Raw genomic sequence first — 15,661 nt, forward strand, 5'->3', positions numbered from 1 at the left:
GAGCCGCAGGCTGATCCTGAAATTGGGCAAAAACTCAGCAATACTATAAAAATACTTATTTTTCAATGAATTGAAGATATAATTGCATCAGAATCACGCTAAATTTTTTTAACAACTTATAACGATTCACTTAATTTAGCTCATCAACATGGACCGCATCAAACAAAATTGAGCAGTTCAGCAAAGCTTTTGATCCGAGCCTTTGGCTGAGCAAGATCTAACTCCTGCTGACTTCCATATCCATATTCAACAGCAATCGTTTCGATACCATTTTTGCGAGCACCGAAAATATCATGCTCTCGGTCTCCGACCATAAGACATTGTTCTGGATTGAGCTGTTCTTTATCTAAAATATAGGCAATCAATTCGGCTTTATTGGTTCGTTCACCATTGAGTTCACTTCCATAAGGATAGTCAAAATAACTCAATAAATCGAAATGATCTAGAATTTGACGCGCATAGACTTCAGGTTTTGCTGTTGCTAAAAACAGTCGATAACCTTTATTTTTCAATGCAGCTAAGGTCTGCGCAACATCCTCAAATACATGATTTTCAAATAGCCCAGTAACAGCAAAACGCTCTCGATACCCCAATAAAGCTTGCTCAGCCAATACATCATTTACATCAATATTCAACAATTTTGCTAAAGATGCTTTTAGCGGTGGACCAATGATCCAATCAATGTTTTCAGATTCAGGAATAGGATGCCCAACTTTTGCAAGACCATATCGTGCAGATGTAGTGATCCCCACCTTTGGGTCAGTGAGTGTTCCATCCAAATCAATTAAAATATTCTTTATCATGGTCCAATCCTTTAAATCTGCGTTTCAAACAATTATCAAATTACTATCGAGTGTTCTCTCAAAGTTGCCTATACTAACGCAAATTTGAGAATTAAGGACATCATCGTGCGCCCTACTGTACTTTGTTTTTCAGGTCTAGACCCTTCAGGTGGAGCTGGCTTACAAGCTGATATTGAAGCAATTGGTCAAAGTGGTGCGCATGCGGCAATTGCTTGTACAGCATTAACCATTCAAAACTCTCAACAAGTCTTTGGTTTTGAAGCGACCTCAAAACAACTCTTACTTGCTCAAGCCAATGCTGTTGTTGGCGACTTACCGATTAAAGCAGTGAAGTCTGGGATGCTGGGGACTACAGATAACATTGCCGCTTTGGCTGATTTTTTAAGAGAACATCCAGACTATCTTTATGTACTGGATCCTGTTTTAGTGGCGAATAGTGGTGGTTCTCTAGGTAATCAAGAGACCTTAGTTAAAGCCTTTGTTGAACTGATTCCGTTAGCAACTGTCATTACCCCAAACACAGTTGAGTTACGTGCCTTAACAGGTGAAGATAATTTAGAACAGGCAACCCAGAAACTATTTGAAATGGGTGCTCAAGCCGTTTTAGTTAAAGGTGGACATGAAGATACACCTGTCTATATTCGCAATGCTTTATATGTAAATGGTGAAATGATCACTGAATCGAAATGTCCGCGTTTAGCGGGTGAATATCATGGCTCAGGTTGTTCACTTGCAAGCTTTATTGCTGGGCGCTTGGCACTGGGTGATCAACTTAAAATTGCGGTACAACACGCTGAAACATGGTTATTTGGTGTATTGAAAAATGCAGAAACACCCATCGAAGATGGGCAAAAAATTCCAAAACGTTTTTAAACCTAATGATCCTAAACAAACTAATGTCCAAAATTTTATCCATTCATTTATAGGTAAGGTTTTGGACAATTGATCAAACATAACAGAGAACAACAATGATTAAAAAAAGCTCAATCATTCTGGCTTGTGTTTTTTTCCTCAGTCCACTCACTTTTGCCTTACCCCAACAACAAACTGTTACAGGCAATTTAAACTACACTGTAAATGGACAAAAAACACAATTTTTATTTAAAAATGGCGATGAAGAGTTAGGGCAGCTCACCATTAAAACTGCATCAAAACGGCAAACATTCCCACTGCAAGAATTGCCTTATCAACGCTCCTACCAGATCTATTTTAATGATTATAATTTTGATGGATATACCGATATTGCAGTGTCTGCTCCAGATATGGGTATGGGGGTTTATGCTGTGTTTGATATTTTTCTTTACCAACCCAAAAGCAAAGATTATCAAGTATTAGATCAAAGTAAGATTGATTTTAGCCATGCCCAATGTTCTATATGGGCAGATCTCAAATTGATTCCTCAGAAAAAACAAATGACCAGTTCATGTCGAGGTGGCGCAAGATGGTGGGTTGATACCTTTGAATTTAAACATGGGCAATGGAAATGGTTAAAATCTAAGGCAGAGGATGAATGATTCAACAATTTTATGATCAGCGCGTCTTAAAAAATCAGCACAATAAATAGCAAGGACCAAAAACTTTACCCACCCCATATAAAAGCGTAAATTAATAACTTGAAATGGTGATCATGCTTTTTCAATGAAATTAATCATTATAACAAAATGAGAAGATAACGATTGTCCAAACGTATTCATCAAATCACCCCATTAAGCCTTCCTATTGCTGGCACAGAAGCAATATCGTTGTTGACGGAGCACTCTTTTCCTCGGCATTCACATGATTACTTTGGTATAGGTATTATTACACGGGGAGCACAACGTTCTTGGAGTTTAATTGGTCAAGTGGAAGCAGCATCTGGTGATGTCATTATCGTAAATCCCGGTGAAATTCATGATGGTATTCCTATTGATGGACCACGTTGTTGGCAAATGATTTATTTTCAACCAGAACTATTGCAACAAGAATTGCTTGCTGAAGGACGCTGTGCAGATGCCATATTGCATCCACTCATACATGATCAGTTATTGAGTCAGCATTTATCTCAACTTTTTAAACATATGTCTCAACCTGACATTGAAAGTGTTGCATTAGAAGAAATGCTTTTGTTTAGTTTAATGCATACAAGTCGTCATCACATACTCTCGAAAAAACATCGACCCACGCAACACTTTTCTGTAAAGCGTGCTAAAGAATATCTTGACGAGATGTCTGGATATACAGTTACTCTGAGTGAGCTCGCTGATTTATGCGATATCAGTCGATTTCAACTACTCAGAAGTTTTTCGCATGAATTTGGCATTACACCACATGCTTACTTAATACAACGACGTGTTTGCCAAGCGAGAAACTACCTATTACAAGGAAAAACTTTAGTTGAAGCTGCTTTATTTGCAGGCTTTGCCGATCAGAGTCATATGACAAGAGCCTTTGCACGTCAATTTGCAATGACGCCAAGTCGCTATCAAAAATATTATTTGTGTTAAAAGTATCCTGCAATTTTATTCAAGACTTTAATTTTATATCTTTAAGATAATCAAGCTTCATTTATATTTGGAGCAGGCTCATGTACATGAGTTTCGAATTTTTAATTACATCACTTATTGTTGTTATTTCACCGGGTACAGGTGCCATTTATACCATAGCCACAGGGATATCACGTGGTACAAAAGCCAGTTTGATTGCTGCAATTGCATGTACATTAGGGATTATTCCCCATATATTCATAGCAATCCTCGGACTGGCGTTCGTGTTTACCATGAGTAGCTCAGTATTTATGATTTTAAAGTTTCTAGGTGTGACTTATTTACTATATATGGCTTGGTCAGCACTCCAAGAGAAAGGCTCCTTTCAATTTGAACAAAATGAGACTAAGCACTCCTCTCTTAAAATTATCAAACACGCAATATTTATTAATTTATTCAATCCAAAACTTCCCTTGTTTTTTTTAGCTTTTTTACCTCAGTTTATTTCTAGCCATACCGCTCAACCTATATTGGACATGCTCGGCTTAAGTCTAATATTTATGCTGCTTACATTAGTTGTTTTTATTTTCTATGGGTGTTTCGCTGCAATGATGCGCCGATATGTGTTAGGAAAACCGAGTGTACTAAAATGGCTTAGGCGCATATTTTCTATGAGTTTTGTTGGTTTAAGTATGAAACTCTTATTTAGTTCAAAATCATGAAAGTTTTACTCTCTTTCTAAGTGTCTAAATCATATATACGATTTGATCAAAGTGAAGAATTGAAAAGCTATTTATAGCATTGCTCAAATTTAATTTCGTTTTGACGGAGATTAAGTCAAAAAATTAATTCAAATTTGAGCTAAATTTTCTCCAACTTTAATAACACATCCTTATTTTCCAAACCTCCGGCAAAACCAACCAATTTACCATTTGCACCCACCACACGATGACATGGTGCGATAATAGAAATTGGATTTTTACCATTCGCAGCGCCGACTGCCCGAACGGCTTTCACGTTGCCAATCTGTTCAGCAATTTGCTTATAACTTCGCGTTTCACCAAATGGAATCGTAAGTAAAGCTTGCCAAACCTTTTGTTGAAACTCTGTTCCAGCAAAATCTAGGGCTAAGTCAAATTGGGTTCGATGTCCTTGAAAATATTCATTCAATTGTTGCTGTGTTTCCAACAAAACGGGATGATTTTTATTTTCAATCAATTGTGCTAAACGGACACGTTTAGGATTTTCATTTTCCCAAAGTACTGCAACCAACGCTTGATCGTGGGCCACTAGTTTCAATTTCCCTACAGGTGAATTCATTTCCATAAATGAAAGCTGCATCAAATGACTCACTGTTGCTGATATCTATTTTCACAGATTAACTTAGCTTGAAGATAATTTCATCAACACTAACCCAGAAATAATCAGTACAGCAGCCAACATCCGCATGGCAGATGCCGGTTCACCTAAAAAGAAGATACCGACAGCAAATGAACCCACAGCGCCAATTCCTGTCCAAACCGTATAGGCAGTACCAAGTGGTAAGCTTTTCATTGCATAAGATAATAAGGCAAAACTTGCGGTCATAAAAATAAGGGTTAAAACACTAGGAATCAGTTTACTAAAACCATCTGAGACCTTCATGAAATATGCCCAAACCACCTCAAATAACCCTGCAACCGCCAATAAAACCCATGCCATTCGATATTCACCATTTTCTATATGTTATTTCTCAATATGATCACACAAAAAAGTGCCATCCCCAATCAGGATGGCACTTCGATATTCCAATTAACTGGATGAAAGCTTCATCAGCACTAGACCGGAAATAATCAGTACAGCTGCCAGCATACGCATTGCTGTTGCAGGTTCACCAAGGATAAAAATCCCCACTAAGAATGAACCAATTGCACCAATTCCTGTCCAAATGGTATAAGCCGTTCCTAATGGCAAGGTACGCATTGCATATGCCAATAGACCAAAACTTAAAATCATAAAGAATAAAGTGATAATGCTCGGTGTGAGCTTAGTAAATCCTTCAGACATTTTCATGGTATATGCCCAAACGATTTCAAAGATACCTGCAAAGACGAGAACAATCCAAGCCATGACCAGCTCCAAAATTAAATTAGAATCAGGTCGTCCTGACGATTTTTCTCAGATTGAGGGAGGTCGTTCCTCCTAAAGAATCATAATTATATCAACTCATCTGACTAAATTTATTAAAATTTACAAAATTTGACCTTATTTACATTTGAATGGTACTTTTTCATCAGGCTTGCTTTATGATCATTCACAGTCATTATAAAAGCGGAGTAAATACGCCATGAAACATGATTATTGGGGTGAAATTCATCCAAGTTGGGCAGGATTTAGTTCAGAAACTTTTTTTTCACATACATTTTTTAATCAACATGCAGATCGAGAGATTTTTTTGGGAGAAGAGTTCGATGAAGAAGGTAATGAAATAGAACAAGAACCTGATCAAGAACAACTTAATGCATTCGCCAAAACATATCAAAAATTTCTACAAAATTTTGAACAACACCTCAAAACAATACAGCAACATGCTTTCGAACGTTACCAAAAACTTTATGCACACCACTATGAAAATCCTGAAAAGTCAGGAGAAGCAGCTTTAAATATTCACAATGTTGAGTCACATAATCCTTATATTCAGACCATGTTAAATTTACGACTAAGTTCTCCAGACACATTAAGGCTATCCATTCATTATGATTTGGATACTGAGCACGGAATGGAGTTTAAGTTTGTCAATGATCAGCTTGAAATCGTGGCAGGTATCGCTGAAACATAAAAGGTCACCTCCTCAGAAGTGACCTTTTATTTATTTTTGAAAATCAAAAATTAGAATCTTAAACGCAACCCTGCACCATATAACCAACCGTTTTCTGAATCAGTTGCTGTTTGCCATTGAGTTTCTTTATTACCCTTAGAGTAAGTATAGGCAACACTGACATAAGGCATGACTTTTTTAGTGATTTCATAACGTGTTTCTAAACCCGTCGTCATACTGTTTAGACCTGACTTTTTTGCATATCGAGAGTCATCACTAAAGACCACATTGAGATCTAAATATGGCTGCAAAATCAGTTTTTGAGTTAACAGTAAATCACGTGAGGTTTCTAAACTAAACGCCACTCTGCTGTCTTGACCCAAATAAAGATAAGCATCTGTTTCAAAGAAATACTGCGCCAAACCATGTAAACCGAGTGCAGCATCTACACGTTCTTGATCAGTTTCTCGTTCAGGATTATCACTATAACGCACACCCGCTTGAACATCCCAGAATGCTGCAATATTACGGCTATACAAAGCACTCAGATCATATTCAACTTTGCTTGATTCGGCTTTACTGGAACTTCCTTTAATAAACAGTTTATTTTCGTCTGTTCCAACTCTGAGTTCGAATGAAGAATCCAGAGTACCTTTTCCATCCTCATCCACCATCCAAGCATTGTCGATCGTGACCCGTTGATATACTTGTCCACCATGCTCCTTTCGATGGTCATGTGTATCATGGGATGAACCCGTATTTGCTGGGTTATTACTCTGCTCAGCATCCATTTGATGTTGAGAATGATCAACCGTTTGGTTTGGATTTTCCATTGAGTTCATTTTGGAATGATCCATGGATGAATTGCTCATCGTCATGGTTGATTCAGTGACTGCATTCGTTACACCTTGCAGCTGATGACCTTCATGGGCGATTGCTAAACCACTGACTGACAACAATGAAATATTTAAAACTGATTTTGAAAAAAGATTAATGATTCGCATGTTCGCCTCCTTTCATTTCAGTTTTTTGATTTGCTTTTGTTGCTTGAATAGGTTGTGTTGACACTTTGCCATCACTGACATTTGCAACAATCAACTTATTCATCATGCCTGACGTCATGTGATACAACAGATGACAATGGATTGCCCATTCACCTAATTCATCAGCAGTAAGCAATGCCGTCACTGTTTTACCTGGCGGTACAACAACAGTGTGTTTATTTGGCATATCTACTGGAGGTTGACCATTTTCCAGCTGCATAAACATGCCATGCAAATGCATTGGATGCGCCATCATGCTGTCATTAATAAATTTAATACGAATGCGCTCACCGTATTTCACTTTAAGCGGTTCAGCCTCGCTAAATTTTTTACCGTTAATGGTCCAGACATAACGCTCCATAGTTCCACCTAAACGCACCACCAGTTCGCTGGTCGCCTCGCGCGTATCTGGTTGTGGTGTTAGTGACTTTAAATCACTGTATTGAAGCGCTTTATCTCCTTGAGGTGTTGAGGCATTTGCCCAACCATAAACCACTTGGTCATTCTTAGACTTTGAGGCTTGGTCATGCTGAGAATGATCCATGCCTTGCATACTGTCAGCATTCATCTTCGAATGGTCCATGCTCTGCATACTGTCAGCACTCATCTTCGAATGGTCCATGCCCTGCATACTGTCAGCACTCATTTTCGAATGATCCATGCCCTGCATACCGTCAGCACTCATCTTTGAATGATCCATGCCCTGCATACTGTCGGCACTCATCTTTGAATGATCCATGCCTTGCATACTGTCAGCACTCATCTTCGAATGGTCCATGCCCTGCACACTCCCTCCTCCCATACTGGAGTGGTCCATTCCCATATCTTCCATGGTCAACAGTGAACGTGGGCGAGCATTAGGCATATGAATACCTGAGGCTTGAGCTGTTAATTCATTATGCAGTGTTCCAATCGCAAATCCTGAACGGTCAATCGACTCAGCCTCAATTTGATAATGATTGCCTTTAGGTTCAACGATCACATCATAAGTTTCAGCCGTTCCTATACGGAACTCATCAACAGCAACAGGTTTCACTGGTTGTCCGTCAGCACTGACAACCGTCATTTTTAAATGAGGAATTCTGACATCAAAAAATGACATTGCTGATGCATTCACAAAGCGTAAACGCACTTTTTCATTTGGTTTAAACATACCCGTCCAATTCTGTTCAGGAGTTTTGCCATTGACCAAAAAGGTATAACCCGTCACATCAGACATATCTGTTTTTAACATACGCATCTGATTCCACATTTTCCGATCAGACCACGTGGTCTTTAAACCATCACGCTGTATTTGTTTCCAAACATCAAAAACCGTTTCTCGTCGATTTTGGTAGTATTCCGCTGATACTTTTAAATTGTTTTGAATTTGATCACTGGTCTGCTTATGAAAGTCCGATAACATGACCACGTAATCACGTTCTGTTTGTTCATGTGCTGCCAGAGGTTTTCTATCTTTTGGATAAATGACTAAAGAACCGTATAAACCATCTTGTTCCTGTCCTTTTGAATGTGCGTGATACCAGTAGGTTCCACTTTGACGAACCTTGAACTTATATACATATTCTTCGTTGGGTTTAATGCCATTAAAACCATTAAAACCTGGAACTCCATCCATAATTCCAGGAAGTAACAGACCATGCCAATGAACGGAGGAATCCTGATTTTTTAATTTATTGGTGACACGAATAACAGCATCATCACCTTCTTCAAACTCTAAAAGTGGTGCTGGAAACTGACCATTCACAGTAATACGTTTTAAGGGCTTGCCAATAACATTGACCATTCCTTCATCAATCGTCAATCGATACTCTCTCACTGCCGCCATTCCCCATGTTGAGGAAAACAAACACAATGAGACAAGTAGGCTTTTCGCCAAACGTTTTTGAACTAAATAAATAGACATAACTTAACCTAAATTTTAAAAATAAACTTTACGAATAAAAAGTTTCTAAAATCAGGCTAAGCTTTGGGTGGACGTAAGATTTCTTGCCAAAAACCAGCAAGATGTTGTGCTCTGTAGGTTGCTGGATAAGAAGCACTATTTTGAAAATGATCAGGTATGATCAATTTAGGAATATCACTATTCAACCAAATCACGGTAGATTGACAGGATAACAAGCTACAATCTTGGCACTTAAACGCTTGTGTTGGCTCAGATTGACTCACTTGCTGATGACAATCATTTTGATCCGTTATCGCTTGATCATCATTTGTATGCTGATTATGTCCATTTTTATTCTTATTTATATCTGTACAAAGATTTTTAAGCTGTTGTACAGACCCATATTCCTTTTTTGTTTGATGCCCATCGATGTGATGAGATGATGACATCATTTGTTGATGCTGCATACTCATCTGCATGACTTTTGCAGATGCAATAGACACACCACTCCACCCTATGGCAAAAACCATAAGACAAACAAACCACAGCTGTTTGCGGAGTTGTATAAACAAAACTTGAACCTTGTTAAGCCCATGATGAGCCTAAAGCATAGCCAATAATCTCGATTTTGGCAAATATCGCACATTTCAATGCATAAGTACTGATTGGATAAATCTTCAGCACGTTATTTTTTATACAATGCTGAATCATTGAGCAGGTCAATAAACAACACATTTCATAAAAAAAGAGCGCATATGAACTCTTTTTAAACGATTCTTGATGAACGACTAAACAATTGACAACTAATTGTTTAATCTATACCCAGCTTATCCATATGCTTATCAACATAGTTATCCATATAGTTAATCACAATGTTATCCACAGGGTGTTTTCAATTTTTGTGGAAAACTTTTAAACTGAAACTTGACCTACTTTGGCTAATTCAGCTCGCATTTCATTAATTACCGCTTGATAGTCGGGTTTTCCAAAAATCGCTGAACCTGCCACAAACATATCTGCACCCGCTTCCGCAATTTCACGAATATTGGCAGGTCCAACGCCCCCATCAATTTCTAAACGAATATCACGACCTGAAGCATCGATAATTTTACGTGCCTCACGGAGTTTTTCTAAAGTCTTTGGAATAAATTTTTGACCGCCAAAACCAGGGTTAACACTCATCAATAAGACTTGATCTACTTTATCCAACACATAATCTAAATAATGTAATGGTGTTGCTGGATTAAATACTAGACCCGCTTTTGCGCCACCATCTTTAATCAGTTGCAAAGAACGATCAATATGGTGTGTTGCCTCAGGGTGGAAGGTAATAATATCCGCACCTGCCTCAAGAAAATCACCAATCATACGATCTACAGGAGAAACCATGAGATGCACGTCAATCGGTGCTTTGATGCCATATTTCTTTAATGCCTTACACACCCCAGCACCAAAAGTTAAGTTTGGAACATAATGGTTATCCATCACATCAAAATGGACAACATCTGCGCCTGCAGCCAATACATTTTCAACTTCTTCACCTAAACGGGCAAAATCAGCAGACAAAATTGATGGGGCAATTAGAAATGGCTTGGACATGAAACAACCTAGCAGATATAAAAATTTTTCCTATTATAACAAACTTACCTTACAAGGTTGATTTAAAAGTAGACAGCTTTAATCTTCATCAGTATTTATAAAATAATTCTAATGCAGACCATCGATGAATCCTGTGTAAATTGTTTCCAACTACAATAAATGATACTGCAAACTTAAAATATTTTCTTTTAAGCGTTTTGGATAACCAAAAAAATCAAGGGCTTTAACAAGCCCTTGATCAAATCAGTTGTTATCTAAAGATAGAAGATCATTTGGACTGCTGATGCTTCTCTTGCTGTTTTTTCTCAAAATCGCGAACCATTTGAATGCGTTCTTCAGTTGCAGGATGCGAAGATAATGCATCCAGAATTGCTAAAGACTGATTTTTATCCGACTCTTTTTGCGATGAAGGCGAACTAGCGGATGCCTTTTTATCAGCATTGGCAGTTTGACTCGCATTGTCAGCTTTTTCTGAATCTTCTGTTTCATCACTTAAACGTTGTAAGAAATTGGCAAAATGTGAGACTTCAATGCCCTTTCGATCCATCAACTGTAAAGCATATAGATCAGCTTCGGATTCAAATTTACGTGAATAATTTGCACCAATCATTGCAGCAGGTAATGAAGTAAATAAGTCAGAACTATCTCCCGTCATGGCAATATACAAAACGCTAAGCCCTAAACTGGTTAAGCCTTGTTGTAGGCTATGGCGCTGAATTAAGTGACCTTGCTCGTGCGCCAAGACGCCTAAAATTTCTTGATCACTATGTGCCATTTCGATCAATTCATCCGTGATAATGATGGTATTGTTGGGCAATGCCACCGCATTGGCACCCAAGCGCCCTCCTTCACGAAAAACCAATTTGGCAGGTTTGCCTTCAGCCACTGTATTTAAATATTGTTTGGAAATTAAATCCTTTTGACCTTGAGCCAATTGGCTGGGCGCTGTCCAATTATTTAAAACATAGGTTTCGGCTTCATCCCCTAATTTTTTCAAACTATTTTCAGGCAATTGAAAAGCCACATAATGTGAAGCAGCTGGAACGCCCCATTTGACTAAGGCAAACACAAAAGCAACCACAAAAATCACGCTAAAAATGATCAGGCTTGGTGAACGTTCAAGTTTCCAGATTGAATGCTGAACTTTTTTTGTTCCATAATTAAACCATTCAGGTAATGCTCCATGAAACTCGATGCGCGCATCGTCTTTTAATTCAATCACAGGATGTAATTGCCCAAGCGCACCAATCAATGCCATATCTGAATATTGATAGCGACGATGCTGCTCTAAACGATCACCATAGCGAATCAGAACTTCAGACTCAGATTGAGCTGAAATCTGTGCATGGTGCGGTTTAGACACCACACCATCATAGAAAATAATATGTACTGGTTGTGACATAGATTATTCAACTCATATCATTATAAAGAAATATCAATGTCAAAAATGTCACTGATTTCTTCGGCTAAAGCGCTTTGTTCTTGCTGTGCCAAATTCATCATTTGATCTGGATCATCATGCAAAATTAAGCTCATCGACTCAACCTGATATTTGTGAATACGAATCGCAGCCCAAGCAGACATCAATCCTATGCTTAAAATTTTGACAATCCAGTTTGAGGCAATAATCCATGCGTAACGCCACTGACTGCAATCTGTTTTAAATTGGCTGTTGCCGACCGTGGTATTGTTCCATGTGGTAATAAAAAGACGTGCAGCGATTAATGGATAAATAAATAATCCAACCACTGCATACATGATAAATATCCCAGTAATAAAAAAGCTTGGTGAGAAACCTGCAACAGTGCCAATGATGCCGAAATAAACCACAGAAAATGCAATAATTACACCAATCGACATAAAAATAGGCACATAGACAGCCGCCATATAAGCAGACCAATCTGCATTTAATTTAAAGTTTAACTGCCCTGCATATAAATGATTGAGATAATATTTTTTATATAGCCATATCGCTACAGGCGAAAAGATACCCAAAGTAAAAATATACACCAATATGCTCAAGAAAAAGACTTTATAAGACTCTTTAGTGGTTCCAGCAAAATAAAATCGGCTGTTTCCGAATTTACTGTTTCGCGCAGTAAAACGCATAGTTGCACGAATCAACCAAGGGACTGCAGCATATAACACAACCAACCCAACCACAGTTGCTATCATTGAATAGTGGGATGAAATGGAAAATGCTGCGTAGATCCCCAATGCGATCAAACGCCCAATTAAAATTTTAGTTGGAATACCCGTAAAGTCAAAACGGCGCTGGAAAAACTCCGTGTTTCCATAAAAATAACGTAAACGACGAACCTTTGCCCAAGGTGCATACAAACTTAAAGTCACAATGGTCAATAAGATATTGACAATCCATATTCCAAAATACTCCATTGCATCACCATGAAACTTAAAGCGGTGAACTTTAGGGTATTGTTGGTCTGTATATTGCGGAATACTGGGTGGTGTGAGCTGTTGATCCACATTCAAATGATCAGGAAATAGAGGTGGAATTTGATCTTGCATATTATTCTCTTTATTCAAATTATGATGGTGAACTCAAGTTTTTCATAATAAAAAATATCAGTGCCAGTGTATATTTTTTCTAAACTGAAAGAAATAGAGTAAAAGTAAACAACAATTTACTTTTACTCGGCATCAATTTTTTTAATATTTTGAGATAAATCGCATTCTATTTTTGCAATTGTAATGCATGGAATTGCAAATGATCATCCATAAAACTTTGGATAAAATAATATCCATGATCATAGCCTTCGTGAAATCTCAGGCTGATCTTTTGCCCAACAGCATTACACGCTTGCTGGAATTTTTCAGGATTCAATTGACTGTAAAATTGATCTTTTAAGCCTTGGTCTATCAAAACCTCATCAAACAGTGAACCCTTGTTAATCAACAACTGCGTGGCATCATGTTGGCGCCATACTGATTGGTCATCCCCTAAATAATGGGAAAAAGCTTTTTCGCCCCAAGGACATTCACTTGGTGCGCAAATTGGCGCAAAGGCAGACACAGATTTAAAATAATGTGGATATTTCCATGCCAATGTTAAAGCGCCATGTCCTCCCATACTGTGCCCAAAAATACCGATCGCATTTGATTGGATTGGGAATGTTTCAAGCGCCCAAGAATAAAGTTCATCGACGATATAACTTTCCATTTGAAAATGTTCAGACCACGGTGCCTGAGTTGCATTGATATAGAATCCAGCACCTTGTCCCAAATCCCATGAATCGCCTTGAGCAACGTCTTGACCACGTGGCGAAGTATCTGGCGCAATCAATATTAAACCGAGTTGTGACGCCAAGCGCTGGGCATGCGCCTTAATAATGAATGTTTCCTCAGTACAGGTCAGACCAGCCAGATAAAACAATGCTGCACACTTTTGCCCTTTTAAAGCTTGAGGTGGCATATAAACAGCAACTTTGCTTGCACCTTTTAAATAATTCGACTGAATCTGATAAATTCGTTGTTCACCATCGAAACAAATCGTGTTACTTAAAAGTTCCATTGCCATCTCTCTCTAAATTTGGATTTACAAATTGTTTAAGGTTTATATCACTTACCTGATGCCTAAATGACAATAACCATCAAGGTTTAGCTGGATCTAACTTTTCATTCTGACTTTGTGCGGAAGCAATCACACCTTGTTGTGGAAATAAATGCTGCTCTAATTGAGGCAACATCAACTCCATATTTTTTCCAATCACCCACTGCGGCTCAGATGGATCAAATCCTTGCGCATTTTCCCATTTCGCAACTGTTTCAGATGCTTCTTTAAATGCCGCTTTTAATGAGCCTTGTTCACGCATTGCTTGATCAAAGAACGCTCGACCGAAATAAGTATAATCTGCTTCATTTGAACAACCAAATGATGCACGATCAGCTGCTGAAGCAGTAATAATTAAGGTATCTGGTGATTGCAGTGCTGAAACAAAACTACCTGAATAGCAGGCTGATATAACAATCACTTTCCAACGAATACCCGATTTATCTAAACTTTCTCTGAGCCATTTTGGATCAACATCGCTTAAATCAATCGGTTCATTTTCCAATTCAAAACGATTCGGTAAACCGTGTGAGGTCATATACAGAAACAACACATCACTTTCACGATTCATTTGCTGCCCGATACGGCGTAAGGCGAGATCTATACTGGTTTTTGAAGCGATTGGGGTCTCGTTAATACTTGCAGGATTATTCACCAACTCGATAGAGCGCCCGAATGTTCCAAAACGCGTATCAAACTGCTCTTTAATTCGATCAATCTCAAATTTAAATACATCCTGATAACTTGCCCCTGCCACACCTAAAAAGTACCAGTGTGTTTTGGCAAACTCACCAAACTGAATTTGTTCTAATGCTTTATTGAGTAAACGACTTTGGGCATAGAACGCATTTTCACTGATACTCGGTGGAACCTCTTCTACTTTCCAAATCGGCTGCTCTTTAATAGATACTTGCCAAGTAAACAGCGTCGCAACCGTAGCAAACATGATCAGCGCACGTTCCCACCACGGCCATTTTAACTCTCTCGAAAACACCCAAACCACTGCAAGGCTCTGCCAAATAAATAAAGCAAAGAACAACAGCGGAATCACATCATAAGTGAAATACGGTAACAGATCATGATTGCCCAGATACTGTAAAAGACACTGAAACAACATGATATGCGTATCAAGCACCAACCATAATAATGCAGGCACCAACATTAAACGTGGATTATTGGTCCGTTGAGAAAGGAATATCCCAACAATCAAAGCAATAAATGGCCATAAAGCATAACTGACTAAGCCTTGACGATTAAATACCCCACCATCACCTGCGACCAACCAACTAAATAAAGTATTGGCACACGCACCCAACAGCCCCCAAAAAATAAGCTGTAAAATTGACGGACGAACAATTTGTAAAGACTTTCGCGAACCCAAGAATAACCAAATCCCTGCACGTTGGTTACTTTTCAAATCATGCCAAAAGTTAATTGAGGGTTTAAGGTCTATCATATAGATTCTGTTAAGGCAGTCGCTTCAATCAGCCTATCTAGTTTA

17 protein-coding genes are annotated in these 15,661 nt (G+C 38.4%); 5 read left to right on the top strand and 12 right to left on the bottom strand.

All coding sequences use genetic code 11. The features are described 5' to 3' along the window. Positions 1-158: 158 nt before the first annotated feature. Positions 159-803, bottom strand: a complete 645-nt coding sequence (locus AC1Z3T_RS15635; RefSeq protein ID WP_004830031.1) for an HAD-IA family hydrolase — start codon at positions 801-803, stop codon at positions 159-161. Between the two features lie 105 nt (positions 804-908). Between AC1Z3T_RS15635 and AC1Z3T_RS15640 the strand changes: the two genes are divergently transcribed. The 4 genes from AC1Z3T_RS15640 (at position 909) to AC1Z3T_RS15655 (ending at position 3,987) form a co-directional block, all read left to right on the top strand. Next, positions 909-1,676, top strand: a complete 768-nt coding sequence (locus tag AC1Z3T_RS15640) for a hydroxymethylpyrimidine/phosphomethylpyrimidine kinase (protein WP_100885886.1) — start codon at positions 909-911, stop codon at positions 1,674-1,676. 95 nt (positions 1,677-1,771) lie between these two features. Beyond that, the gene (locus tag AC1Z3T_RS15645; protein WP_100885887.1) at positions 1,772-2,317 is read left to right on the top strand and encodes an FG-GAP repeat protein; all 546 of its coding nucleotides are present in this window, start codon (positions 1,772-1,774) and stop codon (positions 2,315-2,317) included. A gap of 162 nt (positions 2,318-2,479) precedes the next feature. Then, positions 2,480-3,286 carry a helix-turn-helix transcriptional regulator gene (locus tag AC1Z3T_RS15650; RefSeq protein ID WP_100885888.1) on the top strand — a complete coding sequence of 269 codons (807 nt, stop codon included), beginning with the start codon at positions 2,480-2,482 and terminating at the stop codon, positions 3,284-3,286. A gap of 86 nt (positions 3,287-3,372) precedes the next feature. Next, positions 3,373-3,987, top strand: a complete 615-nt coding sequence (locus AC1Z3T_RS15655) for a LysE family translocator (protein WP_035300845.1) — start codon at positions 3,373-3,375, stop codon at positions 3,985-3,987. Positions 3,988-4,126: 139 nt separating this feature from the next. On the opposite strand, the gene AC1Z3T_RS15660 is transcribed toward AC1Z3T_RS15655, so the two are convergent. From AC1Z3T_RS15660 to sugE (AC1Z3T_RS15670), 3 genes are all read right to left on the bottom strand, one after another. Then, positions 4,127-4,606 carry a methylated-DNA--[protein]-cysteine S-methyltransferase gene (locus AC1Z3T_RS15660; protein ID WP_009585224.1) on the bottom strand — a complete coding sequence of 160 codons (480 nt, stop codon included), beginning with the start codon at positions 4,604-4,606 and terminating at the stop codon, positions 4,127-4,129. A 42-nt stretch (positions 4,607-4,648) separates the two neighbouring features. Then, on the bottom strand, positions 4,649-4,966 hold the full coding sequence (gene sugE / locus AC1Z3T_RS15665; RefSeq protein ID WP_100885889.1) for a quaternary ammonium compound efflux SMR transporter SugE: 318 nt from the start codon (positions 4,964-4,966) through the stop codon (positions 4,649-4,651). Between the two features lie 90 nt (positions 4,967-5,056). Continuing rightward, complete coding sequence (gene sugE, locus AC1Z3T_RS15670) at positions 5,057-5,374, bottom strand: quaternary ammonium compound efflux SMR transporter SugE (RefSeq protein ID WP_004830041.1); 318 nt, start codon at positions 5,372-5,374, stop codon at positions 5,057-5,059. A 217-nt stretch (positions 5,375-5,591) separates the two neighbouring features. Between sugE (AC1Z3T_RS15670) and AC1Z3T_RS15675 the strand changes: the two genes are divergently transcribed. After that, complete coding sequence (locus AC1Z3T_RS15675; protein ID WP_100885890.1) at positions 5,592-6,083, top strand: DUF6985 domain-containing protein; 492 nt, start codon at positions 5,592-5,594, stop codon at positions 6,081-6,083. Positions 6,084-6,133: 50 nt separating this feature from the next. Here the strand turns inward: AC1Z3T_RS15675 and AC1Z3T_RS15680 are convergent, their stop codons facing one another. From AC1Z3T_RS15680 to AC1Z3T_RS15715, 8 genes are all read right to left on the bottom strand, one after another. Continuing rightward, positions 6,134-7,066, bottom strand: a complete 933-nt coding sequence (locus tag AC1Z3T_RS15680) for a copper resistance protein B (protein ID WP_100885891.1) — start codon at positions 7,064-7,066, stop codon at positions 6,134-6,136. Beyond that, entirely contained in the window at positions 7,053-9,011 is a 1,959-nt protein-coding gene (locus tag AC1Z3T_RS15685) for a multicopper oxidase domain-containing protein (protein ID WP_100885892.1), read from the bottom strand. The genes AC1Z3T_RS15680 and AC1Z3T_RS15685 overlap by 14 nt, the downstream gene beginning before the upstream one ends. 56 nt (positions 9,012-9,067) lie before the next feature. Continuing rightward, complete coding sequence (locus AC1Z3T_RS15690; RefSeq protein WP_100885893.1) at positions 9,068-9,520, bottom strand: hypothetical protein; 453 nt, start codon at positions 9,518-9,520, stop codon at positions 9,068-9,070. Between the two features lie 382 nt (positions 9,521-9,902). Next, positions 9,903-10,589 (bottom strand): ribulose-phosphate 3-epimerase, encoded by a 687-nt coding sequence (rpe, locus tag AC1Z3T_RS15695; protein ID WP_005033643.1) that lies wholly within the window; start codon positions 10,587-10,589, stop codon positions 9,903-9,905. 268 nt (positions 10,590-10,857) lie between these two features. Beyond that, a complete protein-coding gene (locus AC1Z3T_RS15700; protein ID WP_100885894.1) occupies positions 10,858-11,991 on the bottom strand; it encodes a M48 family metallopeptidase in 1,134 nt (377 codons plus the stop codon). A 20-nt stretch (positions 11,992-12,011) separates the two neighbouring features. Next, on the bottom strand, positions 12,012-13,118 hold the full coding sequence (locus tag AC1Z3T_RS15705) for a YjgN family protein (protein ID WP_100885895.1): 1,107 nt from the start codon (positions 13,116-13,118) through the stop codon (positions 12,012-12,014). A gap of 166 nt (positions 13,119-13,284) precedes the next feature. Next, a complete protein-coding gene (fghA, locus tag AC1Z3T_RS15710) occupies positions 13,285-14,121 on the bottom strand; it encodes an S-formylglutathione hydrolase (protein ID WP_100886330.1) in 837 nt (278 codons plus the stop codon). Positions 14,122-14,200: 79 nt separating this feature from the next. Beyond that, positions 14,201-15,616, bottom strand: a complete 1,416-nt coding sequence (locus AC1Z3T_RS15715) for a C13 family peptidase (RefSeq protein WP_005033652.1) — start codon at positions 15,614-15,616, stop codon at positions 14,201-14,203. Positions 15,617-15,661 lie beyond the last annotated feature (45 nt).

This window comes from Acinetobacter sp. B-6 (genome assembly GCF_056930735.1).

Excerpts from the sequence above, each read along its gene's own strand:
- AC1Z3T_RS15635 (WP_004830031.1), bottom strand. The coding sequence starts at position 803 with ATGATAAAGAATATTTTAATTGATTTGGATGGAACACTCACTGACCCA.
- AC1Z3T_RS15645 (WP_100885887.1), top strand. The coding sequence starts at position 1,772 with ATGATTAAAAAAAGCTCAATCATTCTGGCTTGTGTTTTTTTCCTCAGT.
- AC1Z3T_RS15655 (WP_035300845.1), top strand. The coding sequence starts at position 3,373 with ATGAGTTTCGAATTTTTAATTACATCACTTATTGTTGTTATTTCACCG.
- AC1Z3T_RS15660 (WP_009585224.1), bottom strand. The coding sequence starts at position 4,606 with ATGCAGCTTTCATTTATGGAAATGAATTCACCTGTAGGGAAATTGAAA.
- sugE (WP_100885889.1), bottom strand. The coding sequence starts at position 4,966 with ATGGCATGGGTTTTATTGGCGGTTGCAGGGTTATTTGAGGTGGTTTGG.
- sugE (WP_004830041.1), bottom strand. The coding sequence starts at position 5,374 with ATGGCTTGGATTGTTCTCGTCTTTGCAGGTATCTTTGAAATCGTTTGG.
- AC1Z3T_RS15675 (WP_100885890.1), top strand. The coding sequence starts at position 5,592 with ATGAAACATGATTATTGGGGTGAAATTCATCCAAGTTGGGCAGGATTT.
- AC1Z3T_RS15680 (WP_100885891.1), bottom strand. The coding sequence starts at position 7,066 with ATGCGAATCATTAATCTTTTTTCAAAATCAGTTTTAAATATTTCATTG.
- AC1Z3T_RS15685 (WP_100885892.1), bottom strand. The coding sequence starts at position 9,011 with ATGTCTATTTATTTAGTTCAAAAACGTTTGGCGAAAAGCCTACTTGTC.
- AC1Z3T_RS15690 (WP_100885893.1), bottom strand. The coding sequence starts at position 9,520 with ATGGTTTTTGCCATAGGGTGGAGTGGTGTGTCTATTGCATCTGCAAAA.
- rpe (WP_005033643.1), bottom strand. The coding sequence starts at position 10,589 with ATGTCCAAGCCATTTCTAATTGCCCCATCAATTTTGTCTGCTGATTTT.
- AC1Z3T_RS15700 (WP_100885894.1), bottom strand. The coding sequence starts at position 11,991 with ATGTCACAACCAGTACATATTATTTTCTATGATGGTGTGGTGTCTAAA.
- AC1Z3T_RS15705 (WP_100885895.1), bottom strand. The coding sequence starts at position 13,118 with ATGCAAGATCAAATTCCACCTCTATTTCCTGATCATTTGAATGTGGAT.
- fghA (WP_100886330.1), bottom strand. The coding sequence starts at position 14,121 with ATGGAACTTTTAAGTAACACGATTTGTTTCGATGGTGAACAACGAATT.
- AC1Z3T_RS15715 (WP_005033652.1), bottom strand. The coding sequence starts at position 15,616 with ATGATAGACCTTAAACCCTCAATTAACTTTTGGCATGATTTGAAAAGT.